At 45.8% G+C, this 25,528-nt stretch carries 27 protein-coding genes; 23 read left to right on the top strand and 4 right to left on the bottom strand.

The window, feature by feature from the left end:
* Positions 1-3: 3 nt before the first annotated feature.
* From HT574_RS06605 to HT574_RS06560, 10 genes are all read left to right on the top strand, one after another.
* Positions 4-195, top strand: coding sequence for a hypothetical protein (locus HT574_RS06605; protein ID WP_175243950.1), 192 nt, complete (start codon positions 4-6; stop codon positions 193-195).
* The gene (locus HT574_RS06600) at positions 185-1,354 is read left to right on the top strand and encodes a flagellin N-terminal helical domain-containing protein (protein ID WP_175243949.1); all 1,170 of its coding nucleotides are present in this window, start codon (positions 185-187) and stop codon (positions 1,352-1,354) included. Before HT574_RS06605 ends, HT574_RS06600 begins: the two co-directional genes overlap by 11 nt.
* Positions 1,355-1,702: 348 nt before the next feature.
* Complete coding sequence (locus HT574_RS06595; protein WP_014196766.1) at positions 1,703-1,816, top strand: flagellin; 114 nt, start codon at positions 1,703-1,705, stop codon at positions 1,814-1,816.
* Positions 1,817-2,333: 517 nt separating this feature from the next.
* The gene (locus HT574_RS06590; protein WP_175243948.1) at positions 2,334-3,941 is read left to right on the top strand and encodes a DUF4046 domain-containing protein; all 1,608 of its coding nucleotides are present in this window, start codon (positions 2,334-2,336) and stop codon (positions 3,939-3,941) included.
* 114 nt (positions 3,942-4,055) lie between these two features.
* Complete coding sequence (locus HT574_RS19830) at positions 4,056-4,214, top strand: hypothetical protein (protein ID WP_254698607.1); 159 nt, start codon at positions 4,056-4,058, stop codon at positions 4,212-4,214.
* A 219-nt stretch (positions 4,215-4,433) separates the two neighbouring features.
* Entirely contained in the window at positions 4,434-4,793 is a 360-nt protein-coding gene (gene flaG / locus HT574_RS06580; protein ID WP_175243947.1) for a flagellar protein FlaG, read from the top strand.
* A 15-nt stretch (positions 4,794-4,808) separates the two neighbouring features.
* Positions 4,809-6,377 carry a flagellar hook-associated protein 2 gene (locus HT574_RS06575; protein WP_175243946.1) on the top strand — a complete coding sequence of 523 codons (1,569 nt, stop codon included), beginning with the start codon at positions 4,809-4,811 and terminating at the stop codon, positions 6,375-6,377.
* An 88-nt stretch (positions 6,378-6,465) separates the two neighbouring features.
* Positions 6,466-6,867 (top strand): flagellar export chaperone FliS, encoded by a 402-nt coding sequence (gene fliS, locus HT574_RS06570; RefSeq protein WP_042411066.1) that lies wholly within the window; start codon positions 6,466-6,468, stop codon positions 6,865-6,867.
* Positions 6,867-7,220, top strand: a complete 354-nt coding sequence (fliT, locus tag HT574_RS06565; protein ID WP_175243945.1) for a flagellar protein FliT — start codon at positions 6,867-6,869, stop codon at positions 7,218-7,220. Before fliS ends, fliT begins: the two co-directional genes overlap by 1 nt.
* 12 nt (positions 7,221-7,232) lie before the next feature.
* Positions 7,233-7,619: a DUF8042 domain-containing protein gene (locus HT574_RS06560; RefSeq protein ID WP_175243944.1), complete on the top strand. Its 387-nt coding sequence runs from the start codon at positions 7,233-7,235 to the stop codon at positions 7,617-7,619.
* Between the two features lie 310 nt (positions 7,620-7,929).
* Here HT574_RS06560 and HT574_RS06555 read toward each other — a convergent pair whose 3' ends face one another.
* On the bottom strand, positions 7,930-8,163 hold the full coding sequence (locus HT574_RS06555; protein WP_175243943.1) for a hypothetical protein: 234 nt from the start codon (positions 8,161-8,163) through the stop codon (positions 7,930-7,932).
* Between the two features lie 213 nt (positions 8,164-8,376).
* On the opposite strand from HT574_RS06555, the gene hpf reads away from it, so the two are divergent.
* The 11 genes from hpf (at position 8,377) to HT574_RS06500 (ending at position 20,276) form a co-directional block, all read left to right on the top strand.
* Complete coding sequence (gene hpf, locus HT574_RS06550) at positions 8,377-8,922, top strand: ribosome hibernation-promoting factor, HPF/YfiA family (protein WP_175243942.1); 546 nt, start codon at positions 8,377-8,379, stop codon at positions 8,920-8,922.
* 175 nt (positions 8,923-9,097) lie between these two features.
* Complete coding sequence (gene secA / locus HT574_RS06545) at positions 9,098-11,611, top strand: preprotein translocase subunit SecA (RefSeq protein WP_175243941.1); 2,514 nt, start codon at positions 9,098-9,100, stop codon at positions 11,609-11,611.
* Positions 11,612-11,730: 119 nt separating this feature from the next.
* Positions 11,731-12,832 (top strand): peptide chain release factor 2 gene (gene prfB / locus HT574_RS06540; protein ID WP_155835584.1). Its coding sequence is split into 2 segments (ribosomal slippage): positions 11,731-11,802 and positions 11,804-12,832, totalling 1,101 coding nucleotides; the frame shifts between segments, so codons are not numbered across the junction.
* A gap of 141 nt (positions 12,833-12,973) precedes the next feature.
* Positions 12,974-13,834 carry a YitT family protein gene (locus HT574_RS06535; protein ID WP_061578811.1) on the top strand — a complete coding sequence of 287 codons (861 nt, stop codon included), beginning with the start codon at positions 12,974-12,976 and terminating at the stop codon, positions 13,832-13,834.
* A gap of 60 nt (positions 13,835-13,894) precedes the next feature.
* On the top strand, positions 13,895-14,227 hold the full coding sequence (gene cccB, locus HT574_RS06530; RefSeq protein WP_042411037.1) for a cytochrome c551: 333 nt from the start codon (positions 13,895-13,897) through the stop codon (positions 14,225-14,227).
* 192 nt (positions 14,228-14,419) lie between these two features.
* A complete protein-coding gene (ftsE, locus tag HT574_RS06525) occupies positions 14,420-15,106 on the top strand; it encodes a cell division ATP-binding protein FtsE (protein WP_175243940.1) in 687 nt (228 codons plus the stop codon).
* The gene (ftsX, locus tag HT574_RS06520) at positions 15,096-15,989 is read left to right on the top strand and encodes a permease-like cell division protein FtsX (protein WP_175243939.1); all 894 of its coding nucleotides are present in this window, start codon (positions 15,096-15,098) and stop codon (positions 15,987-15,989) included. Before ftsE ends, ftsX begins: the two co-directional genes overlap by 11 nt.
* Positions 15,990-16,025: 36 nt before the next feature.
* Positions 16,026-17,360 carry a murein hydrolase activator EnvC family protein gene (locus HT574_RS06515; RefSeq protein WP_175243938.1) on the top strand — a complete coding sequence of 445 codons (1,335 nt, stop codon included), beginning with the start codon at positions 16,026-16,028 and terminating at the stop codon, positions 17,358-17,360.
* Between the two features lie 128 nt (positions 17,361-17,488).
* Positions 17,489-17,893, top strand: coding sequence for a DoxX family protein (locus HT574_RS06510; RefSeq protein ID WP_175244195.1), 405 nt, complete (start codon positions 17,489-17,491; stop codon positions 17,891-17,893).
* Between the two features lie 23 nt (positions 17,894-17,916).
* Positions 17,917-18,621, top strand: coding sequence for a pirin family protein (locus HT574_RS06505; protein ID WP_061578807.1), 705 nt, complete (start codon positions 17,917-17,919; stop codon positions 18,619-18,621).
* Positions 18,622-18,833: 212 nt separating this feature from the next.
* A complete protein-coding gene (locus tag HT574_RS06500) occupies positions 18,834-20,276 on the top strand; it encodes a S41 family peptidase (protein ID WP_175243937.1) in 1,443 nt (480 codons plus the stop codon).
* Positions 20,277-20,372: 96 nt separating this feature from the next.
* On the opposite strand, the gene HT574_RS06495 is transcribed toward HT574_RS06500, so the two are convergent.
* The 3 genes from HT574_RS06495 to HT574_RS06485 form a co-directional block, all read right to left on the bottom strand.
* Positions 20,373-21,365 carry a glycosyltransferase family 2 protein gene (locus HT574_RS06495; protein ID WP_175243936.1) on the bottom strand — a complete coding sequence of 331 codons (993 nt, stop codon included), beginning with the start codon at positions 21,363-21,365 and terminating at the stop codon, positions 20,373-20,375.
* A 15-nt stretch (positions 21,366-21,380) separates the two neighbouring features.
* A complete protein-coding gene (locus HT574_RS06490; protein ID WP_017435677.1) occupies positions 21,381-23,051 on the bottom strand; it encodes a DUF6044 family protein in 1,671 nt (556 codons plus the stop codon).
* A 159-nt stretch (positions 23,052-23,210) separates the two neighbouring features.
* Positions 23,211-23,729, bottom strand: a complete 519-nt coding sequence (locus tag HT574_RS06485) for a MerR family transcriptional regulator (RefSeq protein WP_175244194.1) — start codon at positions 23,727-23,729, stop codon at positions 23,211-23,213.
* Between the two features lie 233 nt (positions 23,730-23,962).
* Between HT574_RS06485 and HT574_RS06480 the strand changes: the two genes are divergently transcribed.
* Together HT574_RS06480 and HT574_RS06475 are read left to right on the top strand one after the other, a co-directional pair.
* On the top strand, positions 23,963-25,138 hold the full coding sequence (locus HT574_RS06480) for a PDZ domain-containing protein (RefSeq protein WP_175243935.1): 1,176 nt from the start codon (positions 23,963-23,965) through the stop codon (positions 25,136-25,138).
* Between the two features lie 15 nt (positions 25,139-25,153).
* Positions 25,154-25,375 carry a CsbA family protein gene (locus tag HT574_RS06475; RefSeq protein ID WP_175243934.1) on the top strand — a complete coding sequence of 74 codons (222 nt, stop codon included), beginning with the start codon at positions 25,154-25,156 and terminating at the stop codon, positions 25,373-25,375.
* Positions 25,376-25,528: the final 153 nt, after the last annotated feature.

Below are 25,528 nucleotides of genomic sequence, written 5' to 3'. Positions count from 1 at the left end.
CTTTTGTTCAAAAATGACCGATTTTTTATAAAAAAAGTCTATAAAAGTATTAAACAAGGAAAACTTGCTGACGATAATAAAAGTGAAAGCAGGATAGAGACGAAGGCGGCCGACTTTCTATCTATCTGCGAATCTATCATTCCACAAGGACGTGGAATAAAAAAATTTCAAGGAGGAAAAGAAGATGAGAATTAACCACAACATTGCCGCATTGAATACGTACCGTCAGTTGACGATCGGTCAAAGCGCAGCAGCGAAAAACATGGAAAAACTATCTTCTGGTCTTCGCATTAACCGCGCTGGTGATGATGCGGCGGGTCTTGCCATCTCTGAAAAAATGCGCGGGCAAATTCGTGGGTTAGAGCAAGCGTCACGCAATGCACAGGACGGAATCTCACTCCTCCAGACAGCAGAAGGGGCTTTAAACGAAGTTCACTCTATCCTTCAACGTATGCGTGAGTTAGCCGTTCAAGCAGCAAACGATACAAATACTACTACTGATCGTGGGGAAATTCAAAAAGAGATTAACCAATTAACATCGGAAATTAACCGTATTGGGAATACTACAGAGTTTAACACTCAAAAATTACTTGATGGAACAAAAGCTGGTTCACCTGCTGCAGCTGCAAAGGTAACTGGAAGTGCAGTTACTCTTGGGGCAGGTACGAATTTTAGCAGTGCAAACTTAGTATTTACTGTAGATATTGGCACCACTACTAAAACTGTTACATTAAACCAGGACTATGATGGTACAACTAAGACAATGGCTGACTTAGTTAATGATTTACAGACAGCCTTAGGTCCAGGTGTAACTGTCACTAACAATAGTGGCAAAATCGAAATCACTGCTACTAACACTACTGATTCAATTACAATAAATGCTGCAACTTCTGGTAACTTATCAGCGATTGGTTTAACAGCTGGAACAACAAACCCGACTCCAGCAACCGATGGGTTAACATTCCAAATTGGTGCAAATGGTGGTCAAAGCATTGGGATAAATATTAGTGATATGCGTGCAACGTCTACTTTGTTAAAAGTAGCAACTGCTACAGGAACAACTGTAACTGCTTCATCAGGTAAAGTAGCTACTTATACAACAGCTACTGATGTTACTGATGGAACTACAAGCACTGGACAGTTTAAGGCTCTAGATGTTTCTACTAATGCTAACGCTACAGCTGCAATCGATGTTATTGATGATGCAATCAAAAATGTATCAGCTGAGCGTTCTAAGCTTGGTGCATACCAAAACCGTTTAGAGCACACAATCAATAACTTAGGTACAGCTGCAGAAAACTTAACAGCCGCTGAGTCTCGCATCCGTGACGTTGATTATGCCTTAGCTGCCTAAGCAGCGACAGGCAGAGTCGTCCTAGCTGGAAACGGCTAGGAGCATCACCGGGTGAATTGCTGGAAACCCCTTAGAGCCTTTGACGCCACAACGTAGCTGGAAACGGCAGGCGTGATGGCTTGAAAAGTCAAAGGATTGGGCAACCAGCAGCCAAGCTCCTGTCCCGAAAGGGTGGAGAAGGTTCAACGACTAGGACATACCACCTAAGGCGAAACGCTATGGTGATGAAGTCCGTAGGGTGAAGAGGATTTTCCATCGTCCTCGTTCATCCGAAGCGCCCGGCCCCTAACAGGTAAAGCTGAGGGTGAAGATGTAGTCTTGTCCCGTACCGAAAGGGCGGGTGGCACGATGGCCAAAGAAATGATGGAGTTTACGAAAAACAACATCTTGGCGCAAGCCGCACAAGCGATGTTGGCTCAATCAAACCAACTGCCGCAGGCTGTGTTGCAGCTGCTTCGGTAATCCGGTTCGCAGGGCGTCTTAGCTGGAAACGGCTAAGAGAATCACTGGGTGAATTGCTGGGAAGCCCTAAAACTTTCCTTGCCACAACGTAGCTGGAAACGGCAGGTGTGACGGCTGGAAAAAAGAAAGATGCAACAATGGGCAACCAGCAGCCAAGCTCCTGTCCCGAAAGGGTGGAGAAGGTTCAACGACTAGGACATACCACCTAAGGCGAAACGCTATGGTGATGAAGTCCGTAGGGGAGGCAAGATAGCCGAACCGAAGCGCCCAGCCCTTCGCCAGCGGCAAGCTGGAAAGGTGAAGATGTAGTCTACACAACGTTCGAAAGACGTTGAGGCATGGCAAGCCAACCAACAACCACAAGGAGTATTGCAATTGCTTCGTTAAAACGAGAAAACATACCGAGGGACATTTGGATTCCTCGGTATTTCTTTTGTTAGGATGATAAGACAAAAAATTTTAAAATTATATAGAACGTATGTTTGTATATATGCTATAATCGTAAGGGGTGATTCAAGTGACGGATACAAATGAATATCGGACAATTCCTTGTTACGAATTGGAGCAATTCCCGATTGTAGGTGTGTACAAAGAATTGCTAGCTGGAAAGAGAAAGGCGCTTCCGGCAGGGACATGGGAAAAGGACGAAAATGTCATTATCTTGGTACGCTATGTGCTAGAAGTACAACTTGGTTTATCAAGGGAACAAATTCCGAAGATAAATAAAAAGATTATTGGAGAACAAAAACTTTGGGGAGTTTTGAATCGGTTTAAATCTCCCCGTCGGCTCATTAAGTTTGTTTACCCTAACCAATATAATGAATTCGACTTCTACCGTGTCCCAGTTGATTATTGGCGTAATGTTGAAAATATACGTAAACGTTTGGAGTGGTATTTGGATAAAGAGGGAATCAAGATTGAGGAGATCCCTCAAAAAGTAAATCGATATGTGCTTGTCGAATGGGGATTTTCCAATCCTTTAAAGCGGTACGGTTATTCTCCATTTCGCCTTATGAACGCCCTATACCCCGGCCGTTTTAAAGAAACGGATTTTAAAAAAATTCCTCAAGGTTATGCAACAAACCGCGAATTTTTGAGAGAGCAGTTTATGGACATGCTTCGTCAAGAAAAGATTCGGTTCGAAGACGTGCCGAAGAAAGTGACGCAACAAATGCTTTTGCAATATCGTTTTAGTGCAGCGTTAAAACATCACCGCGGATCTCCTTCAGCGTTCATCCAGTATCTTTTCCCCAACCAATTTTCACTCGATGATTTTCACACAAAACCAAATGGCTATTGGAAAGATATCGACAATGTAAAACGGGCAATTATGGATTTGATTGACAGGGAGAAAATAGCCGAACAGGATGTCCCGCGTTTTATGACGAAACAGCGGCTGATGGAGGAAGGGTTGACTGGTCTGTTGCATGAATATCACGGTTCGCCGATTGAGATTATAGAGGCGGTGTTTCCGGGTAAGTATGATGTGACAGAGTTTCAGCGTGTGCCAAACCAACATTGGCATTCGCCGCAAAACCGGGTGCAGGCGCTGCGGACGTTTTGTGCTAAGCGGGGGATCGGCCGTGAGGAGTTGCCGCGGTTAAACCGGGCGTATTTTCGCAAGCATTTCCCGCGGTTTATCAGCATGGTCGATCGCCATTACGACAGCAAATTTTACCGTTGGATTATGGAATCCTACCCGGAATACACATTTTCCCCCGAGGAGTTTCGCTTACTTGTAGGCGTGGACGGGCAATTGTGCGATTCAAAAGAAGAACTAGAAATCCATAACTTTTTGATTCGCGCGGTCGTTGATGGGAAAGTGGAAAGAGAAGGATGTCGTTTTGTGAACCACGAATATGACGAAGTATACATCCCTGACTGGGTGATCGAACAAAACGGCAGAAAGTGGATTGCCGAATATTTCGGACTATATGGTTCGACGCGTTACAAGTGGTATGCGGAGAAGGCGGGCCGAAAAATGCAGTTTTACCATTCGCTCGCCGATTACACGTTGATTGTGATCATGCCTGATGATTTTCGTGAAAAAGGGTTTCGCAAAATTGTATCCCTTTTGATTAGTAATGGGGTGCAGCTTAATGTTCATTGTTCTCATTGTTACTAAAGGAGAGGAACTTTTAGGGTTAAAACTGTCATCGTTTAAATTAAAGATGTTGTTTTTTATATGTGTGTAAGGTGATTAGCGATAAAATAAATAAAAAGAAATGGAGACCAACAAATGAAATGGTCAGAGAGACGTAAGCAATATCCGAATCAATTTGTTTTGGTAGAGGCTGTTTCGGCTTATTCGCAAAATGACAAACGTATCATTGAGGAAATGACAGTGATCAATCGGTATCATAGTGCGTCCGATGCATGGAATGGTTATAAGCAGTAGCATAAAACTTTTCCGGAGAAGGAATTATATATTTTTCACACAAGCAAGAAGCAAATAGAGGTAGAAGAACAATATTTTATAAGGATTCCGGGGAGAGTATGAATATATTGTACACAAGAAATAATCCCCTGTTCTTTTATTTTCCCCTCCCCCTTCACAACTCCCCATCTCCATCCGATATAAACAATAGATAGTGTTCATGCAAAGGAGCGGGCGTTTATGTCGGTGGAACGGGTTTCTTCACATTCTCTATCTTATTTCTATGAACGTATTCGCAATGAAAAGGAAACCAGTGTGATAGAGTCGCAAAAGCACAACCATGCGAGCGCTTCAGAAACTCCGCAGCAAGACCTCCCGAAAGAAAAACTGGAAGAAGTCGTGAAAGGCTTAAACGAATTCCTGCAGCCAAGCCATACGTCCATTAAGTTTGAGCTGCATGACGAGCTGAAGGAGTATTACGTGCAAATTGTCGATGAGCGGACACATGAAGTGATTCGCGAAATTCCGCCGAAAAAGCTGTTGGATATGTACGCGGCAATGATGGAATTTGTCGGCTTAATTGTTGATAAAAAAATTTAATGGTGGTGAGTGAAAATGGCAAGTACGATGCGCATTGGCGGACTGGCGAGCGGGATGGATATCGATCAGATCGTTAAGGACTTAATGAAAGTGGAACGGATGCCGCTGGATAAGTTAAAGCAAAAGAAACAAATATTAGAATGGCAGCGCGATGATTACCGCGAGATGAACAAATTACTGCAAGATCTTGATACGCTTGTTTTCGATGGAATCTATCGTCAAAGCACTTTTATGAAAAAAACGGTGACGAGTTCGGACGAAAGTGTAGTGACCGCTGTTGCGACGAGTGTGACAGCGAACCAAACCGTCGAAATTGGAAATATTACTCAGTTGGCGTCGGCGGCACGTTGGACGTCAGCAACGATTACTACGACTAGCGGCAGCGTCGATCCAAACGCAAAGTTACAAGATGTAACGTTTACGACTGGTGGCGGAAATTTTCAATTTACCAGTCCTATTACGTTAACATTAAATGTGACAAAGCCGGGAAGCACGACAGCGGAAACGGTAGACATTTCGATTGATCCGCAAAATGACAGTTTAAATTCCATTATTACAAAGCTGAATCAAAACACGAATCTAGGAGTCAGCGTGTTTTATGATGAGTTTACGAAAAAAATGGTCATGACGAAAAATGAGACAGGAAGCGGGGCGTCTATTGAAGTCGTATCTGGCGGCGACCTGCTTAAGGAGCTTGGTTTTGCGATCGATAGCGGCACCAACATGCTTCAGCAAGACCCTGGTTCAGGGACAAACGCAAAATTTACAATTAACGGGCTAGAGACAGAACGTACGACGAACACGTTTACGATCAACGGCATGACGTATACGTTAAAAAACGTCAAGCCAACGGGAACGGTAACGATTTCTACCGCAACAGATACGGATTCGATTTTCAATGCCATTAAAGCATTCGTCGACAAATACAACGAAACCATCGACAAAATCAACGCCGAGCTGAAAGAAGAACGCTACCGCGATTATCCGCCACTTACAGACGAACAAAAAGAAGCAATGACGGAAAAGCAAATTGAGCTTTGGGAAGAAAAGGCGCGAAGCGGGATGCTGCGCGGCGATTCGATTTTGTCAAGCGGTTTAAGCAAGATGCGGATGGACCTTTATACAAAAGTAGAGGGCTCTAATATTACGAGCGGTTTTTCCCAGCTTGCCGAAATCGGCATTACCACTTCGTCTAACTACCTGGATAGCGGCAAACTCATTATTGACGAAACGAAGCTTCGCGAGAAAATCCAAGAAAATCCGGACGCGGTTTACCGCTTATTTAATAATGATAGCACCAATTACTCCGAAAAAGGCATTGCCCGCCGCTTAAGAGATACGATTAAAGATACGATCGGCAAAATCGAGCAGAAGGCGGGGAAAACAATTTGGACGAACCAGCAGTTTGCGATCGGCCGCGATTTAATCCAAATTAACGAGCAGATCGATCGGTTTGAAGACCGCCTCAAACAAATCGAAGACCGCTATTGGCGGCAGTTTACGGCGATGGAAGAAGCGATCCAGCGCGCCAATCAGCAAAGCATGTACTTAATGAACGCCTTTGGCGGGGGAATGCAGGGATAACAAAAAAGCTGGATGAATGCTTGCGCTGCGTAATGCCTCGCTTCGTGAAGCGTGTGATTCCATCATGACCGAAAAAGGAGTGACCGAGATGACCATGAACAATCCGTATCAAAACTATCAGGTGAACGCCGTGCAGACGGCGTCGCCAGGCGAGCTGACGCTGATGCTGTATAACGGCTGCTTAAAGTTTATTAAACTGGCGCGCAAGGCGATCGAAGAAAACAATATCCCAGCGCGAAATGAAAACTTGATCAAGGCGCAAAACATTATTCGCGAGCTGATGGTGACGTTGAATATGGAGTATGACGTAGCGAAGTCGATGATGACGATGTACGATTACATTTACCGCCGCCTTGTCGAGGCGAACGTGAAAAACGATGCGGCGATTTTGGATGAAGTCGAAGGGTATGTGACCGAGTTTCGCGATACGTGGAAGCAAGTAATCCAAATCAACCGGCAGCGGCAGTACGCGCAAGGCGGGCAGGCGTAATGAGAGTCGTTCGCGAGATATGGGCGGTGACGAAAGAGCTGCGGGACCTTGTCGCTATGCCGATAACAGCGGAAGCGCGCGACGAAAAGATCGCCGCCATCGAGCGGCTGCTTGCCGAGCGGGAAAAGCTCATGGCCGAGCTTCGTCCGCCGTATAGCGAGGAAGAACAACGGCTTGGCCGGCAAATCGTACAGTGGAATCAAGAGATTGATGCGCAATTGCGGGAGCTGAAGCGGCAAATTCAGCGTGATTTAACAATGATGCGTCAGAAGAAAATAGCGAATCATCATTACATAAATCCATATGAGCAGTCTTTAGCAATAGACGGCATGTTTTACGATAAAAAACGATAGGTTGTGATATGTATGACGATGTTAACGACTCCACAACTCGAAATGGTGCAGCGATACGTGGAGCTTCTCGATACGATCGAGGAAGGGTTTGCCTATGTCGAAGAAAGCTTTGTCAATTACGAGCGGACGCAAGGGGACGAGGTGCTAGCCGATATTTTTGCGGCGTTTGCCCAGATTGGCAAAACGAACGTCCATTTATGCCAGCTGTTTGCTGAGGAAACGGACATCGTCTATCACTTGCGGCTGTTTTCCGATGTGCTGGAAGAAGCGTATCAATTAGATGGAAATTTTGGCGATACGAACATCAAGCAGCGTATTATCGAGCAGCATCTTTCCCCCGTGTTTCAAGCGTGGAAGATGACCACCACCCAGCTGTTAAAACGGTATGTGGAGCAATGAAAACACCGGGCTCCATGGCGTGGAGCCCGGTGTTTTTTACGATCGTTGCGTTCATTTCTTTATGCAAATCGATTTCGTATGGGCTTCTCCCTTTTTCACTGTACAGGTTTTTGCCGATGCGCACGATCGGTCTGAGCGGACGGTATGGTAGAAAAAGCAGCCGTTAGAGCCGACTAAATCGAAATAAGCCATTTTCTTTGCTTAACCAGTAGTCTAGCATTTCTTTAAACCCTTTTTGATATCCCATCCCTAGGTCTAGTGAAAAAACGCAGCTTGCTAGTTTTGTTGTTCGACCAATGCTGTCATCGCTTCATAGACTTTGTTCATTGTTGGTTGCCGGGCCGCTCGAATGCGGACGCGAGGCGATATCATCCGTCTGTTCATCGTGAATGCAAATATATTGAACCCCTTTCAGTTGCAGCGAGCGGATGTATTGGTTGGTTAGCGCCGCTCCTTTTGGCAGCAGAATCGCGCCGTTGCCGCCGAAGATATCGGCAGCAAGAATGTCGCCGCTTTTCGCTTCCGAAATATGTATTTTTCGCATACTGCCACACTCCTATTAACAATTTCGATTTACTAGAAAAACAAATTTGTAAAAATAAGGATGTATTTCCTGTGTAAATATTACCATATTTCTTTGATGCTTTTCTTTGCCCTTTCACAAAATTTTCAAAAAAACATTTTGCCGATTCAGGCAGGGGTTTTATGGGTATTGTAGAATATAGAAACTATAGTTTAATTTAAAGGGGGATCAGCAATGATCTATAACGTTCGCGGGGAAAACATCGAAGTAACTCCGGCATTGCGTGAGTATGTAGAGAAAAAAATCGGGAAATTGGAAAGATATTTAGATCACACGGAAGATGTACATGTCCATGTGAATTTAAAAGTATATAATGATAAACAAGGAAAAATTGAAGTGACGATTCCAATGCCGAATTTGTTATTGCGGGCGGAAGAACGCCATGACGATATGTATGCGGCCATTGATTTAGTTGCCGATAAATTGGAAAGACAAATCCGCAAGCATAAAACGAAAGTAAACCGCAAATTGCGCGATCGCGATAAAGAGACAAAACAAGCAGTTGCCGCGCCTAACCATGCGGCTGCGGAGAATGAAGAAGAATTTGAAATTGTCCGCACCAAACATTTCAGCTTAAAACCAATGAACAGCGAAGAAGCGATTTTGCAAATGAACTTGCTTGGGCATAACTTCTTCATCTTTACAAATGCGGAAACAAACCGCACGAACATCGTGTATCGCCGCAAAGACGGGAAATACGGCTTAATTGAAGCGAACTGACCCCTCCCCTGCCAAATTTTGGCAGGGGATGTTCCATCCGCTAACGACATAGTTTGATTTCATGTTTCTGTTTCCTCGGTTTCCCTGTCCGCTTTCCCCGCGTCTTAGTTGTCACCCATTCGTGTACATGATATGATGTAAATTAGTGACTCTATCGAATAAGGAGCGTTTTTCTATGCTTGGAGTATTAAAAAAGGTGTTTGATCCAAACAAACGCCAACTGAATCGTTTAGAAAAAATCGCCGATCAAGTCGATGCGCTCGGCCCGGAGATGGCAAAATTGTCGGATGAGCAGCTGCGGCAAAAAACCGAAGAGTTTAAAGCCCGCTATCAACAAGGAGAGTCGCTCGATGATCTTCTTGTTGAGGCGTTTGCCGTCGTGCGCGAAGGGGCGAAGCGCGTCCTTGGCTTATATCCATATAAAGTGCAAATCATGGGCGGTATTGTCCTCCATGAAGGAAATATCGCCGAAATGAAAACAGGGGAAGGGAAAACGCTGACGGCGACGATGCCGGTTTATTTAAACGCCTTGACGGGGCGGGGCGTGCATGTGGTGACAGTCAACGAATATTTGGCGACCCGCGACGCCACGGAGATGGGCAAGCTGTACGAGTTTTTAGGATTGACCGTCGGTTTGAACTTAAGCGGCATGTCGCGCGAAGAAAAGCAGGCGGCGTATAATGCCGATATTACGTATGGAACCAACAACGAATTTGGCTTTGACTATTTGCGTGATAACATGGTGCTTTATAAAGAGCACATTGTGCAGCGGCCGCTTCACTACGCAATCATTGACGAGGTTGACTCGATTTTGATTGACGAAGCGCGGACGCCGCTGATTATTTCCGGTACGGCGAAAAAATCGACGAAGCTGTATATTCAGGCCAATGCGTTTGTGCGCACGCTGAAAAAAGATGTCGACTATACGTACGATGAAAAAACGAAAAGCGTGCAGCTGACCGAAGAAGGCATTAACAAAGCGGAAAAAGCGTTTGGCATTGATAACCTGTTCGACTTAAAGCACGTGACGCTAAACCATCATATTAACTTGGCGCTAAGAGCGCATGTCACGATGCATCGCGATGTCGATTATGTCGTCGAAGACGGCAAAGTCATTATCGTCGACCCGTTTACCGGCCGCTTAATGCATGGACGCCGCTACAGCGACGGGCTGCATCAGGCGATCGAGGCAAAAGAAGGACTGGAAATTCAAAACGAATCGATGACGCTCGCGACGATCACGTTCCAAAACTATTTCCGCATGTACGAAAAGCTGGCGGGAATGACAGGGACGGCGAAAACGGAAGAAGAAGAATTCCGCAATATTTATAACATGCAAGTCGTCGTCATTCCGACCAACAAGCCGGTGATCCGCGAAGACCGTCCAGACTTGATTTTCCGGACGATGGAAGGAAAATTCCGCGCCGTGGTGGAAGATATCGCCCAGCGCCATGCAAAAGGGCAGCCGGTGCTCGTTGGTACGGTGGCGATTGAAACGTCGGAATTGCTTTCGGACATGTTGAAAAAACGGGGCATTCCGCATAATGTATTGAACGCGAAAAACCATGCGAAAGAAGCGGAAATCATCGCCCAAGCCGGCCAAAAAGGCGCCGTTACGATCGCAACGAACATGGCTGGGCGCGGTACCGACATTAAGCTCGGTGAAGGAGTGAAAGAGCTCGGCGGGTTGGCGGTCATTGGTACGGAGCGCCATGAAAGCCGGCGGATCGATAACCAGCTGCGCGGCCGTGCCGGACGTCAAGGTGACCCGGGGGTATCGCAATTTTATCTGTCGCTTGAAGACGAACTCATGCGCCGCTTTGGTTCGGAAAGCTTAATGGCGATGATGGACCGCTTAGGCATGGATGACTCGCAGCCGATCCAAAGCAAAATGGTGACAAAAGCGGTGGAATCGGCGCAAAAACGGGTCGAAGGCAACAACTTCGATGCGCGCAAACAGCTGCTTCAATATGATGATGTATTGCGCGAGCAGCGCGAAATTATTTATCGCCAGCGTTATGAAGTGCTCGATTCCGAAAACCTCCGTGGCATTATCGAAAAAATGATTCAGTCGGTCATTGAGCGCGTGGTGAACACGCATACGCCGAAAGAGGAACTTCCGGAAGAGTGGAACTTAAAAGGAATTATCGATTACGTGAACGCAAACCTGCTTCCGGAAGGCGATGTGACCGTTAACGATCTGCGCGGAAAAGAGCCGGAAGAAATGATCGAGCTCATTTGGGAAAAAGTCAAAGCGCGCTATGATGAAAAAGAACAGCAAATTCCGCCGGAACACATGCGCGAATTTGAGCGCGTCATCGTCCTTCGCGCCGTCGATATGAAATGGATGGATCATATCGATGCGATGGAGCAGCTGCGCCAGGGCATCCATTTGCGCGCGTACGGACAAATCGATCCGCTTCGCGAATATCAAATGGAAGGATATGTGATGTTTGAAAACATGATTGCTTCCATTGAAGAAGAAGTGGCAAGATATATTATGAAAGCGGAAATCCATAGCAATCTCGAACGCCAGGAAGTGGCGAAAGGCGAAGCGGTTCATCCGAAAGAAGGAGAAGGGGAGACGAAGCGCAAACCGTACCGCAAGGCAGTGCGCATCGGCCGCAACGACCCTTGCATTTGCGGCAGCGGCAAGAAGTATAAGCATTGCTGCGGGAAAAACGCATAATTGAAATGGCAAAGTGGGGGGATTTCCTCTCACTTTGTTTTGCGAGAAAACGGGGCATGACCCCATTGGCGAAGATGAAAAATTTCAGTACAATAAAGTAACGAGGTGAAGGCATCATGATTGATTTAATTGAAATTAAACACGAACTGGAAAAAATGGCTAAGCGATTAGCGGAAATAAGGGGGTCTCTTTGACCTCGAAGCAAAGCAGGCGCGCATTCGTGAGCTAGAAGAACAAATGGCCGCGCCAAACTTCTGGGACGATCAAAAAGCAGCGCAAACGGTGATTTCGGAGGCCAATGCGCTGAAAGACTTAGTGAGCGAATTTGAAGCATTGCAAGAGCGCTTTGAAAATTTAGAAGTGACGTATGAATTAATCAAAGAAGAACCGGATGAAGATTTGCAGGAGGAGCTGGTCGCGGAAGCGAAAAAATTGACGAAAGACTTTAGCGAATTTGAACTCCAGCTCTTATTAAATGAGCCGTATGATAAAAACAATGCGATTTTAGAGCTCCATCCGGGCGCAGGCGGTACGGAATCGCAAGACTGGGCTTCGATGCTGCTGAGAATGTATACGCGCTGGGCGGAGAAAAAAGGGTTTAAAGTCGAAACGCTGGACTACTTGCCTGGGGAAGAAGCAGGCATTAAAAGCGTCACGCTTTTAATTAAAGGGCATAACGCCTACGGCTATTTAAAAGCGGAAAAAGGCGTGCACCGGCTCGTGCGGATTTCGCCGTTTGACGCGTCGGGGCGCCGCCACACGTCGTTCGTTTCTTGTGAAGTCATGCCGGAGTTGGATGATGATATTGAAATTGAAATCCGACCGGAAGAGATTAAAGTCGACACGTACCGCTCCAGCGGCGCCGGAGGGCAGCACGTCAATACGACCGATTCGGCGGTGCGCATCACCCACCTTCCGACCGGCATTGTCGTGACATGTCAATCGGAGCGCTCACAAATTAAAAACCGCGAAAAAGCGATGAACATGCTAAAAGCGAAGCTTTATCAGAAGAAACTCGAAGAACAGCAAGCCGAGCTTGCCGAAATTCGCGGCGAACAAAAAGAAATCGGCTGGGGGAACCAAATTCGTTCGTATGTGTTCCATCCTTACTCGCTGGTCAAAGACCATCGCACCAACGTCGAGGTCGGAAACGTGCAAGCGGTGATGGATGGAGAGATCGATATCTTTATTGATGCGTATTTGCGTTCGAAACTAAAATAAGATAAAAAGGCATCTATTATCGCTCGTTCGATAGTAGATGCCTTTTTTTTGTGCAAACTAACTTTACTGCGTTACTGCTTTATTTCGCTGTCATTTACTTGCAGGAATGGTCGTGCTATACTCTCATGGGAGGTTTGGCGAATGGGGAGAAGAAATCGGTCTAGACATCCAAAAATAGAACTTGTCATGGAATATGTGTACATATTAATTGGCTCTGCCATCGTCGCGGTAGCGTTCAACGTCTTTTTATTGCCAAACCGCGTCGCTTCTGGCGGGGTAAGCGGCATTAGCACGATCATGTATGCACTGTTTGGCTGGCAGCCGGCGTATGTCCAGTGGGCGCTCAACATTCCGTTATTTATTGCCGGCGTCGTGCTGCTGGGTCGGCAGTTTGGCATCAAAACGCTTGTCGGAACGGTGTTTTTGCCATTTGTCGTGTATGTAACGAAAGGAATTGAACCAGCCACTCATAACCCGTTATTGGGCGCGCTGTTTGGCGGCATTGGCGTTGGCCTTGGTCTTGGCATTGTCTTTCGCGGCCGGGCATCGACAGGCGGAACGGATTTAGCGGCGCAAATTATCCATAAATATACAGGGCTGTCGCTTGGAATGTGCGTCATTTTGATTGATGGGCTGATCGTTTTAACGGCGGCGTTTGTGTTTGATATTGAACGGGCGCTTTATGCACTCATCGGTCTTTATGTGACAAGCAAAACGATCGATTTGGTCCAAGTCGGCCTCGGCTATTCAAAAATGGCGCTGATTATTACGAACGAGGAAGAAAAGGTGCGCCAGGCGATTTTACATGAAATTGACCGCGGGGTGACAAAGCTGCCGGCCTATGGAGGCTATACGGATCACGAGCGCCCGATGCTGATGTGCGTCGTGCAGCAATCGGAGTTCACAAAATTGAAACAATTGGTCAAAAGCATTGATCCATCAGCGTTTGTCGTGGTGACGAATGCATCGGAAGTACTTGGCGAGGGATTTAGGCGTACATAATTTTTGGTCAAATCGGTTATAATAAACATGCATTATTTTTCAATAGGGGGGAGTTCATCAATGAAATGGAAACTCGCTACTGTATTTCTTGGCGCTTCGTTAGCGCTTGCGGCCTGTGGCGGCAACAACAATGCAACGGATAACAACAATGGCAATAATGGTGGAGGGGATACTGCCGCAGCAGCAGAGCAAATTTTCCAACAAAACTGCTCTTCTTGTCACGGAAAAGATTTATCAGGCGGCGTCGGCCCAAACTTGCAAAAAGTCGGAAGCAAATATTCGAAAGATGAGATTAAAAAGATTATTGAAAACGGACGCGGTGGCATGCCAGCTGGCGTGATTAAAGGCGAAGATGCAGACAAAGTCGCAGAATGGCTTGCGTCCAAAAAATAATTAATGACCAAAGTCCGGTTCCCTGTCGGGGCCGGGCTTTAGTTTGTGTAATGTATTTGAAATATAAATGTAAAATTACAGCTTTCGAAATAATGTTATAATAAACCTTGCAGAATTTTGTATAATATGTTCGAATTGGCACGAAACACCTCGAGGCATGGCAACAAAGACAATGAGACTAGGTGATTAAAAATGATCGAAATGCAGAATGTATGTAAAACATATCCGAATGGGGTAGTAGCCCTAAATGACGTTAGTGTCCGCATAAAACAGGGGGAATTTGTCTATGTCGTTGGACCTAGCGGCGCTGGGAAATCAACGTTTATCAAAATGATGTACCGCGAAGAAAAACCGACAAGCGGCACGATTATGGTCCATGGGGTTAATCTGGAAAGATTAAAAGACAGCAAAGTTCCATTATTGCGCCGGAACATTGGCGTTGTTTTCCAGGACTTCAAATTGCTTCCTAAGCTAACGGTATATGAAAATGTAGCGTTCGCTTTGGAAGTAATTGAGGAGCCGCCGAAAGTGATCCGCCAAAAAGTGATGGAAGTACTGGAATTAGTCGGCTTAAAGCATAAAGTCCGCTCCTATCCAAGCGAGCTTTCCGGCGGGGAGCAGCAGCGCGTTTCTATCGCTCGCTCGATTGTCAACTCGCCGAAAATTGTCATTGCCGATGAGCCAACTGGGAATTTAGACCCAGAAACATCATGGGGGATTATGGAACTATTCGAGAAAATTAACAGTCGCGGCACGACGATCGTTATGGCGACGCACAATCGCGAAATTGTGAATACGATTCGCCGACGTGTTATCGCGATGGAAAATGGAAAAATTGTCCGTGACGAGGCGAAAGGGGAATACGGCTATGAGGCTTAGTACCCTGCAGCGTCATATGCGCGAGAGTGTGAAAAGCCTTGGCCGCAATGGCTGGATGACGTTTGCTTCCATCAGTGCGGTAACGGTCACACTATTGCTAGTCGGTGTGTTTTTAGTAGTCATGTTTAACATGAATCATTTTGCGAAAAAAATCGAAAACGATGTCGAAATCCGCGTTCATATTGATGTCACGGCGAACAATCAAGATAAACAAGCGCTTCGCGCGCAGATCGAGAAGATTCCTCAAGTGAAGGAAATCCGTTATTCCTCGAAGGACGAAGAACTGAAACGATTAATTAAAAGCTTCGGTGAGGAAGGATCCTCATTCCGTTTGTTTGAGCAGGACAATCCGTTAAGCGACGTATATGTAGTGAAAACGGCAAATCCGGTCGATACGATCAAAGTAGCGAAGAAAATTGAAAAACTTCCGTTTGTCCATAAAGTGAATTACGGCCAAGGCCAAGTGGAAAAATTATTCAGTACGTTGAAGATAGCGCGCAATATTGGGCTTGTGCTGATCATCGGACTGTTGTTTACCGCGATGTTTCTCATTTCCAATACCATTAAAATCACGATTTTTGCGCGGCGGCGCGAGATTGAGATTATGAGATTAGTAGGAGCGACGAACGGATTTATCCGCTGGCCATTCTTTTTGGAAGGGCTATGGCTTGGGGTCATCGGTGCGATTTTTCCGATCGCTGCCGTTTCTGTCGTTTATTATAATATTTACAAATTTTTTGAGCCGAAAATTACGATTCCATTTTTCGAGCTTCTTCCGTTTAACCCGTTTATGTGGCAGATTAGTTTGCTTTTATTGCTTATTGGGGCATGCATCGGCGTTTGGGGAAGCATGATGTCGGTCCGCAAGTTTTTGAAAATCTAATAGAAAAAAGGATTTAAGGGAGAGGGGAATGAATTAATGAAAAACAAGAAAGTGCTGGCGCTTGTTGCGGCAACGGCGCTGAGTTTCAGTGCTTTTCCGCATTTTGCAGGCGCCGTAAGCGACCGCGCTATTCAAGAAAAACGGAATGAGATCTACGACATTCGTGCAAAGCAGTCTACCGTTCAAGAAAAAATCAATCATGCCGATCAAGCAATTAAAAAACTGCAATCCCAACAAAAAGAGCTTTCCGAAGAAATTAAAAAGCTGGATTTAGCGGTCGAAGAAACGAGCGGGAAAATCCGCAATGTAACAGCGGATATTGACCAAACGGAACAAGATATCAAGCAGTTGAAAAAGGAGATTGCCGAAGTAGAGGCGCGTATTGAAAAACGAAATGAGATTTTAAAAGAACGCGTCCGCTCTTTGCAGGAAAGCGGCGGAGTGATCAGCTATTTAGAAGTGTTGCTTGGATCGCAAAGCTTCAGCGATTTTATTGACCGCATGAGCGCGGTGACGACGCTTTTCGAAGCCGATAAGCAAATTATTCGCGAACAACAGGCGGATAAAGCGTTAAAAGAGAAAAAAGAGAACGAACTTACGGAAAAACGGAATCGTCTGCAAAAAAATTTAGAAGAATTAAAACAGCTGCAACAACAATTAAATAAACAGATGGATGAAAAAAACCGCTTAATGGCTAATTTGAAGCAAAAAGAAGAAGAACATCATAGTCACAAAATGGCGCTCAAAGAAGAACAGGAATTGTTGAAAAAGCAGGAAGCGGCCGTAAAAATGCAGCTCCAGCAGCTGGAGGAGCAAAAACGTGCTGAAGAAGAAGCGAGACGAAGAGCAGCCGTTCAGTCAAAACGTACATCTCAGCCACAACATACATATTCTGCCCCTGCATCTGTCGAAAGTGCGCATGATGATGGCGGTGATTCCGCTAGTTCGAACGTCCCGGCAGTTACAAGTGGTGCGTTTATGAGACCGGCAAACGGTCCGATTACATCCGGATTCGGTTATCGTAGTTTTGATAACGAGTTCCATCCGGGAATCGACATCGGCAAGCGCGGCTCTGTCGTCCCTGTGGTGGCGGCGGCAGACGGATATGTGTTCCGTTCCTATCTCTCTAGCAGCTACGGAAATGTGATTTTCATTACGCATGTCATCAACGGCCAAGTATACACAACGGTATATGCGCACCTCGACGCGCGCCTCGTCGGTGAAGGGCAGCGTGTTCATAAAGGACAAGTCATCGGCTATATGGGCAATACTGGTGAGTCGACAGGACCGCACCTTCACTTCGAACTGCATCGTGGACAATGGAATCCGGCAAAATCCAATGCGGTTAATCCGCTTAATTATATTAATTAATGGTTATACGCCGAGCAGTGAAACACTGCTCGGTTTTTTTGTTGACAATATACACAACTCTATTTTATAATTATCTCGAATTCGAGAATTATTAAATAAGGATAAATAGGAAAGGAGTATTTGTTATGATGGCAAGTATCGGATTATTATTAATCCGTTTAGTATTTGGCTTGACGTTTGCCGGACACGGAGCACAGAAGCTGTTTGGCTGGTTTGGCGGACATGGGCTGCAAGGAACGGCAGGATGGATGGAATCCATCGGATTAAAACCAGGAAAGGCAATGGCATTTGCGGCAGGGGCAAGCGAATTAGTCGGCGGTATTTTATTTGCCCTTGGTTTATGGACTCCGCTTGCTGCTTTATTCATGGTTGTGCCGATGATGGTGGCTATTGCCAAAGTGCATGGTCCAAACGGATATTGGATGGCCCAAAATGGCTATGAGTATAATCTTGCCATTATTGCGGTGGCTATTGGCGTTGCGCTGATCGGTCCAGGACAATATGCGCTAGATGCCATCCTTTTCGGTAAATGATCCATGAAAGGAGAGATGGCTGAATGATCAAGGTTTATCCTGCCGAATCCCGTTATCATGCCGATTACGGGTGGCTAAAAACGTATCATAGCTTTTCTTTTGGTGAATATTACGATCCAAACAATATTCAGTTTGGGCCATTGCGTGTCTTAAATGACGACTTTGTAGCGCCGCTGCGCGGATTTGGTGCGCACCCTCATCAGGAAATGGAAATTGTTTCGATTGTACTGAAAGGACATTTGAAACATGAAGACAGCGCAGGACATACTGCGACGACAACGTTTGGCGGCGTGCAGCGGATGTCGGCGGGCACGGGCATTATTCATTCGGAAGTGAATCCGTCGGCAACAGAAGAGGTGAACTTTTTGCAGCTTTGGTTTTTGCCGGAGGTAAACGGGTTAACCCCTTCTTATGAGCGGACGACATTTGATGTGGCGAAAATGAAAAACGCGCTGCTTCCGATTGTGGCAAACCGCCCTTCTTCACGGGAAATTGCCCATATCCATCAAGATTTAACGATTTACCTTTCTGACTTGGAAGCAGGAAAAGAGATTACATTTACACAGCCGGAAGGGAGAAGAATTTTTCTATTTGTCATTGAAGGCGAGCTGACATTGAACGGGGAAACAACATTGCATCGGCGCGATTCCGCGCGCATTACCGAAACTCCTACCCTTGGCATCGCGTCCAAGCAAGGAACGCGTTTTATGCTGATTGATTTGCCGTGATTCAACAGGCATCACCTGCCATTTGGCGGGTGGTGCCTGTTTTTCTGCACCCATATGAGTTGAGAAAATGGCGGTGAGCGTGTAAACTAGTAGCAGAGAACGCAAATATAATCATACTAGGTACAAGCCTGTCATATGATGAAAATAAAAGGCATCGCACGGCCTACTGTGTGGTGCCTTTCCTGTATGGCATAGGGTGAGGAGGAGACAATGTGAAGAAACAAACAACGGCAATATTGATGGTTTTATCAATGCTGGTTGGTGCTGGCGGAACATACGCGGGGATGCAGCTTGCCCAGCCGGATGCAAAAAGCGATGTTTCTCTCGTGATTCCTAATAAAGACACAGCGTCTGCAAGCGACGAAGAGATGAAAAAAGTGCAGCAAGCGTATGAGCTCATTAAAAGCCGCTACGTTGAAAAAGTCGATGACGATAAATTAATTGAAGGCGCGATTCAAGGAATGATTAGCACCCTAAACGACCCGTATTCCGTCTATATGGACGAAGAAACAAGCCAGCAATTTACGCAGTCGCTTGACTCTTCGTTTGAAGGAATCGGCGCCGAAGTCAGCATGATTGATGGGAAAGTGACGATTGTCGCACCGATTAAAAACTCGCCAGCGGAAAAGGCAGGATTAAAGCCAAATGATCAAATTTTAAAAGTAAATGGAGAAAGTTTAGAGGGGCTTGATTTATATGAAGCCGTGCTGAAAATCCGCGGCAAAAAAGGAACGACCGTACAATTGGATATTCTTCGTCCCGGCGTAAAAGAAGTGATTAAAGTGAAAGTGGTCCGCGACGAAATTCCGATTGAAACGGTGTATGATTCTGTTGAAACGTATAACGGCAAAAAAGTCGGCTATTTGGAAGTAACGTCGTTCTCCGAAAATACGGCGCAAGATTTTAAAAAGAAATTGTCGAAATTAGAAGCGGAGCATATTGATGGATTAATTATTGATGTGCGCGGCAATCCGGGCGGCTATTTGCAAAGCGTGGAGGAAATTTTAAAACAATTCATCCCGAAAGATAAACCATATGTGCAAATTGAAGAACGCAACGGCGATAAGCAGCGTTTTTATTCCGATTTAACCAAGAAAAAACCGTATCCTATCACTGTGTTAATTGATAAAGGCAGCGCCTCCGCCTCGGAAATTTTAGCCGGCGCCATGAAAGAAGCGGGAGGATATAAGCTCGTCGGCGAAACATCATTCGGGAAAGGAACGGTGCAGCAGGCGATTCCAATGGGCGATGGCAGCAACATTAAATTAACGCTGTATAAATGGCTGACGCCAGATGGCCACTGGATTCATAAAAAAGGAATTAAGCCGGATGTTGAAGTCAAGCAGCCAGATTATTTCCATGTCAGTCCGCTTCATATTGAAAAAACGCTGGCGTTTGATATGAACAATGAACAAATCAAAAATGCCCAGCAAATGTTAAAAGGGCTTGGCTTTGATCCAGGCCGCACGGACGGGTATTTCAGCAAAAAAACAGAGGCGGCAGTCAAAGCGTTCCAAAAAGCGAATAAACTTCCACAAACCGGAAAAATCGATAAAAACACCGCCGAAGTGCTGCAAGCCAAAATAATGGATGCCATCCGCAACAAAGATCATGATGTACAATTAAAAACGGCGATGAAAGTGTTATTTCAATAAAACAAAGCGGGCAACGCCAAGGGCGCTGCCCGCTTTGCTTTTTCATGAAACACCATATAAAATTCCGTACTAGGCAACCGATAAGGAAAAGTCGGTTTATAACTGCACCTTTTCTTTTTTCGGTAGCGTCGAAACTGACGGGGAGCGCAACACTTTTTCAATCGTAAACCGCGGCCGCCGCTTTACTTCTTGATAAATTTTGCCGATATACTCCCCGATGAGACCGATTCCGATCAGCAGCAAGCCTCCGATAAACCAAACGGAAATCATCAGCGACGTCCAGCCCAATTCAGCATGGCCGAGCAACTTCACGATGAGCGCGTATATGCCGGCGGCGCTGCTGAGAAGGAAGGAGAGAAAACCGATGAACGTGATCCAGCGAATCGGCGCAATGCTAAATGACGTAATGCCATCAAAAGCAAACGCCAGCATTTTCTTTAATGGATATTTCGATTTTCCCGCAAAACGTTTTTTACGGTTATAAAATACTTGCGTCGACCGAAAACCAAGCATCGGCACCATTCCGCGCAAGAAAATATTAACTTCCGTATAGCGGCTTAATTCTTCGAGCGCCCGCTTGCTCATTAAGCGGAAATCCGCATGGTTGTATACTAGCTGGACGCCTAACTTTTGCATGAAGCGATAAAACCATTGTGCGGTTGCCCGTTTAAACCATGTATCGGTATCTCGGCTGCGCCGCACACCGTAAACGATGTCATATCCTTCTTGGTATTTTATAACAAATTCGCGAATGACGGAAATATCATCTTGCAGATCGGCGTCGATGGAAATGACGCAGTCGGAGTCTTGTTTTGCTGTTTCCAGTCCGGCGAGCAGCGCTTTTTGATGGCCAAAGTTGCGCGACAGCTTAATGCCGGTGACAAACGGGTTCCGTTTGCTTTCTTGTTCAATCAACTCCCACGTACGGTCACTGCTGCCATCATCGACAAACATGATTTTGCTTCCGAGTGCGATTAACTCGTCTTCCAATAAATTTTCCAGCACGTTTGTCAACTCTTTTGCCGTTTCCGGCAAGACCTCTTCTTCGTTATAACAAGGAACGACAATCGTCAAAATCGGCTTGTTCATCGTCTCTTCCTCCTTTCATTCCACTTCGTATAAATAAATTTTCCAAGCGGATTGTTTGTCGCTAAACGTTTTTAATAAACGAAGATGAATTTGTTTCGCGTTCATGATCGGGACGGAAGAGAAAATATAGCGTCCTCCCATCTGCTTAAACACTTTCGTATTGATATCGAAATGATGAATTTTTTTATGAGACGTTTTGCGGAACATATAATGTTTCCCAAGTTCCGCAGAAAACAGATAGACGCGGTTGCCCCAATGGTCAAAGTAATCTTTTAGGACAGGACTTTTATCGAGCTCTTTGGCGATGATTTTACGAAATTGATATTTGTAAGATAACGGATAAAAATTGTTATACGTATCGAGCGTGTAAAACCCGTTATATTGCGCGATCGCCGGATGAAGTCCGACACTGGCGACACGGTAGGACGACGGCGGTTTCCCGATATAGTCTTTGATTTGTTGAAACAAATGTTCCGCGTAAAATTCTTTAAACGACGGTGTCCCAATGAGGCGGTAGCGAATCTCTTCGTTAAAACCGCCAAGAATCAATAACTGCAGCGCCAGGGCGACGGGGACAACGCGCCGCCACTTTATTCCCCGCTGCCAAAGAATTTGCAGCGCTAACGCAAAATCTAAATAGATCACCATTGGCCGCAAAAAGTGAAACCGGGCGAAATTAAACGTATTTAATAGAGAAAAGCGCTCTTTTAGCGGCTGCCATCCTTTGTAAAACCAAAACGCATACCATGTCGACAAGACAAAATTGAGCACGAATAGGAAAAGAAATCGTTTTTCCAGCGTTTCGTTTCGTTTAGCCAAAGCAAAAAAGAAAGCGATCCATAAGATAGGCAGAATGACAAAGGTATGAACGGTCATCACATGCGTATGGCCAAGCAAGTAGTTTTTGAACGTCAGCCGCACGCAATGGAAGAAACTCAGCCTCGAAGAAAGAAATTCGTTTCGGCTTGTTGGTTCTTCGCCAAATACAAGCGAGTAAACGAGCCGGTATTCAATCGCCAAGAAGATGCTTGTCATCAATGCGATCGCGCCAAAAAACGGCCAGTTCCATTGTTTGCGGACGAGAACGTCACGCAACCACAGCAGCGCCATGGCGGTAAGGAAAAAGAAAAAGCCAAGCACGAAACTCGCGTAAAACGGCAAGAGCACAAGGACAAGCCATTCTTTCCATGTCGCTTCGCCTTTGCGGATCGTTAAAAATGCCCATAGCGCCAGCGGCATGCCAAGAGTGCTTAACATTCCGGACGGCCAAAACGGAGTGAGCGCGAATGTCAATGATGCACCGACGCGAATAAGATAGGACTCTTTCGCAGGCAGGAAATGCCTCTTTAACAATAAATACATGCCAATGAAAGCAAAAACGCGGGTAATCGTCTGGCTAAGCGCATACGCTACCATCGAAGGAAACAGCGCATGAAGCCAAACGATGCCGCTGAATTCGGTGCCAAACGCGTTGCGCGGAAGGCCGTTAATCACTTGAGGAATGGTTGCGTTAATCGGGCCGAACAGCTCTCCGCTTCGCGTCAGTACTTTATACCAGGCGATGTTCGAATCCATGTTGTCATGAACTCGGATATGCGCATTTTCTCCTAGCACATAAAGCGGGGAAAGGTAAATAGCTAAAAGAAGCATAGCAATTCCTATAGCAACTCGCTCGTTCCTCTCCATGTTCTTCCGCTCCTTTTTGATATAAAGCATCGTTCATTATAAATCACTATCATTAAAAAATAATAAAAAACAAGTGAAGAAGATGTTAAGGAAGTTTTTTCAAAAAAAAGCTCCTTCTCTCTTTTTACTTGGAAAAGGGAAAAGAGAGAAGGAGGGGGATCATGCAAATAGGCTCATAATGCGGCTGAGACCACGGCGTTTCTTTTTTTGCGTTGCATTTTCCGTTTTACTCGCTTGTTCCTTATTCGCTCTTTCCTCTAAGCGGGCAATGCGTTGTTCGAGTGAGCGAAGATGGGTGACTAGTTCTTCAATTTCTCGGCGATGATGCAAAAGCTGCACGGAAACGATATCGTCGGCTTTTTGGTCGAGTTTGTTCTCGATTTTTTGGAGGCGGGAGGCGAACTGGTCAAGATGCGGTTCGACATATGCTTGAAACAACGCGTCGGCGGAGAACTCATTATTTTGCGGCTTTTCGTTTTGTTCACGTCGAGCACCCGCTTCTAGTGTTGCACTTTGTTCAAATTTAATCTGTTCGAGCAAGGCGATGGCTTCAGCATCGAAGACGTAATGGCCTGATTCATTTTTGCGGTATGGAACATTATATTTACGGACCCAGCGCTGAATCGTTTTCGGAGATACGCCAAGACGTGCGGCGACGCTACTTGTTTTTAATTCCATTTTCACGATTCCTCCTTTTTTGTCTTGTTATATATTTTTTCCATCGCAAAACAAATTCCTTTCTCCTTGACAAAACTAGTGTCGATTCGGCAAAGAAAGTGGTTATACGGAAGAATCCGCCAGTGGTCGGCAAAAGATATTGAAAAAAATATGCATGTCAGCATAGGATTTATCCAGGCGATTTGGTAGAATAGTAGATAAAAGAATTGCGAGCATAGCGAGGTGATGGCGGCATGTCAGTATGGGCATGGGAGGCGCTCCGCGGCATTGGGAGTCTATTGATGCAGCCGTTGTTTTACTACGGGATCGCGCTGGCGCTTGTTGTCGGATGGCGTCGAGTAAAACGGGAAAGAAGCCATTTTTATATTCGCGTCTATGACATGTTTCAGGAAAGCAAATTTTTTTGGCGAAACGGTCCCGCCGCCGGAGCGGTGTTGTCGCTGGCAGCAGTGATAGCCGGCATGGCGGTTCCGCGCGACACGATTTTGCTCGTTGCGCTTGTGACGATCGTCATTGGCTTGACGATGCAAATGCGGCTGCTTTCCCCGGCGTATACGATCGGGATTTCCTTTTTCATCATCAGCCTGTTTGGCCATCATTCCACTTTACAGCGGTTTTTTCCGGAGCTAGGCCGGACAAATATGGCGGCGCTTGTGATTTTGCTTGCGTTATTGCTGTTGGTAGAGGGATGGCTTATTTTACGCAACGGTGCTGCGAAAACGTCGCCTCAGCTGGCGACAAGCAAACGCGGGTTAGTGGTTGGAGAACATTGGGCTCAGCGGCTTTGGTTCGTTCCGGTGCTGCTGCCGGTGACGGGGGAGCTTCCGTCTCCGCTTTCCTGGTGGCCGTTGTTTCCAGCAGGAGATGATGCTTATTCGTTCATGCTTGTTCCGTTTTTGCTAGGATTTTCCCAGCGCATGCAAGGGCTGCTGCCGCATGTGTCGGTGCGCCTGGCCGGGCAGAGGGTGCTGCTTTTGGCTGCTGTGGTTGGTGTATTGGCCATCATTAGCTGCTGGTATGCACCGTTTTCTTGGATAGCGGCTGCGCTTGCGTTGCTGGGAAGAGAATGGCTGGCGTTTCTCCAGCACCGCCAAGACCGTTCGCAGCCTCCATATTTTGCGAAACGGGAACAAGGGCTTGTCATTTTAGGTATTCTTCCGCAATCGAAGGCCGAAAAAATGGGGCTGCAAATCGGTGAAGTGATTGTGAAAGCAAATGGAATACCGGTAAAAACAGAAAACGAGTTTTACGAAGCGGTGCAACGAAACCGCGCGTTTTGTAAATTAGAAGTAGCCGATGAAGAGGGAGAAGTCCGCTTCGTCCAAGGAGCGCTCTATGAGGATGAACATCATGAACTTGGCTTGCTGTTTGTGAAAGAACGAGAAAATCGGGCATCGAAAGCCGTCTAATAAGGGGTTCTTCATATGTGGTTTATTGTCGCGTTAATCGTACCATGTTTACTTGTCTTATTATTCACCCGCGTGACGTACAACCATTATATTGGAACGTTATTGACCGTCGCCCTGCTTGTTGCCTCCTATTTTAAAGGGTATACCGATGAGCTGCATGAAATTTTAGCCGATATTGTTTCAACGACGGTTGGTTTTTTATACGCGGAGAAAATGGCGAAACGGTTAAAAAAATAGGCATAAGAGAGATGGCGAATGGCATTAGTGCTGTTCGCCATTTTCTGTTGGAAATGGTTTGTTTTTTTGGAACGAATATAGGTTCGTATTTTTTATGCATCTTTGTTGGCAATATGCTACAATGGAATAAGATGAAAGAAACAGGAGGTCTAG

Source organism: Parageobacillus sp. VR-IP (assembly GCF_013357975.1).
GTDB lineage: Bacteria > Bacillota > Bacilli > Bacillales > Anoxybacillaceae > Saccharococcus > Saccharococcus caldoxylosilyticus.
Note: the sequence above shows the minus strand (reverse complement) of the source record. Positions and strands in the feature narration are given on the sequence as shown.

Excerpts from the sequence above, each read along its gene's own strand:
- HT574_RS06600 (WP_175243949.1), top strand. The coding sequence starts at position 185 with ATGAGAATTAACCACAACATTGCCGCATTGAATACGTACCGTCAGTTG.
- HT574_RS06595 (WP_014196766.1), top strand. The coding sequence starts at position 1,703 with ATGGCCAAAGAAATGATGGAGTTTACGAAAAACAACATCTTGGCGCAA.
- HT574_RS19830 (WP_254698607.1), top strand. The coding sequence starts at position 4,056 with ATGAAATGGTCAGAGAGACGTAAGCAATATCCGAATCAATTTGTTTTG.
- flaG (WP_175243947.1), top strand. The coding sequence starts at position 4,434 with ATGTCGGTGGAACGGGTTTCTTCACATTCTCTATCTTATTTCTATGAA.
- HT574_RS06575 (WP_175243946.1), top strand. The coding sequence starts at position 4,809 with ATGGCAAGTACGATGCGCATTGGCGGACTGGCGAGCGGGATGGATATC.
- fliS (WP_042411066.1), top strand. The coding sequence starts at position 6,466 with ATGACCATGAACAATCCGTATCAAAACTATCAGGTGAACGCCGTGCAG.
- fliT (WP_175243945.1), top strand. The coding sequence starts at position 6,867 with ATGAGAGTCGTTCGCGAGATATGGGCGGTGACGAAAGAGCTGCGGGAC.
- HT574_RS06560 (WP_175243944.1), top strand. The coding sequence starts at position 7,233 with ATGACGATGTTAACGACTCCACAACTCGAAATGGTGCAGCGATACGTG.
- HT574_RS06555 (WP_175243943.1), bottom strand. The coding sequence starts at position 8,163 with ATGCGAAAAATACATATTTCGGAAGCGAAAAGCGGCGACATTCTTGCT.
- hpf (WP_175243942.1), top strand. The coding sequence starts at position 8,377 with ATGATCTATAACGTTCGCGGGGAAAACATCGAAGTAACTCCGGCATTG.
- secA (WP_175243941.1), top strand. The coding sequence starts at position 9,098 with ATGCTTGGAGTATTAAAAAAGGTGTTTGATCCAAACAAACGCCAACTG.
- HT574_RS06535 (WP_061578811.1), top strand. The coding sequence starts at position 12,974 with ATGGGGAGAAGAAATCGGTCTAGACATCCAAAAATAGAACTTGTCATG.
- cccB (WP_042411037.1), top strand. The coding sequence starts at position 13,895 with ATGAAATGGAAACTCGCTACTGTATTTCTTGGCGCTTCGTTAGCGCTT.
- ftsE (WP_175243940.1), top strand. The coding sequence starts at position 14,420 with ATGATCGAAATGCAGAATGTATGTAAAACATATCCGAATGGGGTAGTA.
- ftsX (WP_175243939.1), top strand. The coding sequence starts at position 15,096 with ATGAGGCTTAGTACCCTGCAGCGTCATATGCGCGAGAGTGTGAAAAGC.
- HT574_RS06515 (WP_175243938.1), top strand. The coding sequence starts at position 16,026 with ATGAAAAACAAGAAAGTGCTGGCGCTTGTTGCGGCAACGGCGCTGAGT.
- HT574_RS06510 (WP_175244195.1), top strand. The coding sequence starts at position 17,489 with ATGGCAAGTATCGGATTATTATTAATCCGTTTAGTATTTGGCTTGACG.
- HT574_RS06505 (WP_061578807.1), top strand. The coding sequence starts at position 17,917 with ATGATCAAGGTTTATCCTGCCGAATCCCGTTATCATGCCGATTACGGG.
- HT574_RS06495 (WP_175243936.1), bottom strand. The coding sequence starts at position 21,365 with ATGAACAAGCCGATTTTGACGATTGTCGTTCCTTGTTATAACGAAGAA.
- HT574_RS06490 (WP_017435677.1), bottom strand. The coding sequence starts at position 23,051 with ATGGAGAGGAACGAGCGAGTTGCTATAGGAATTGCTATGCTTCTTTTA.
- HT574_RS06485 (WP_175244194.1), bottom strand. The coding sequence starts at position 23,729 with ATGGAATTAAAAACAAGTAGCGTCGCCGCACGTCTTGGCGTATCTCCG.
- HT574_RS06480 (WP_175243935.1), top strand. The coding sequence starts at position 23,963 with ATGTCAGTATGGGCATGGGAGGCGCTCCGCGGCATTGGGAGTCTATTG.
- HT574_RS06475 (WP_175243934.1), top strand. The coding sequence starts at position 25,154 with ATGTGGTTTATTGTCGCGTTAATCGTACCATGTTTACTTGTCTTATTA.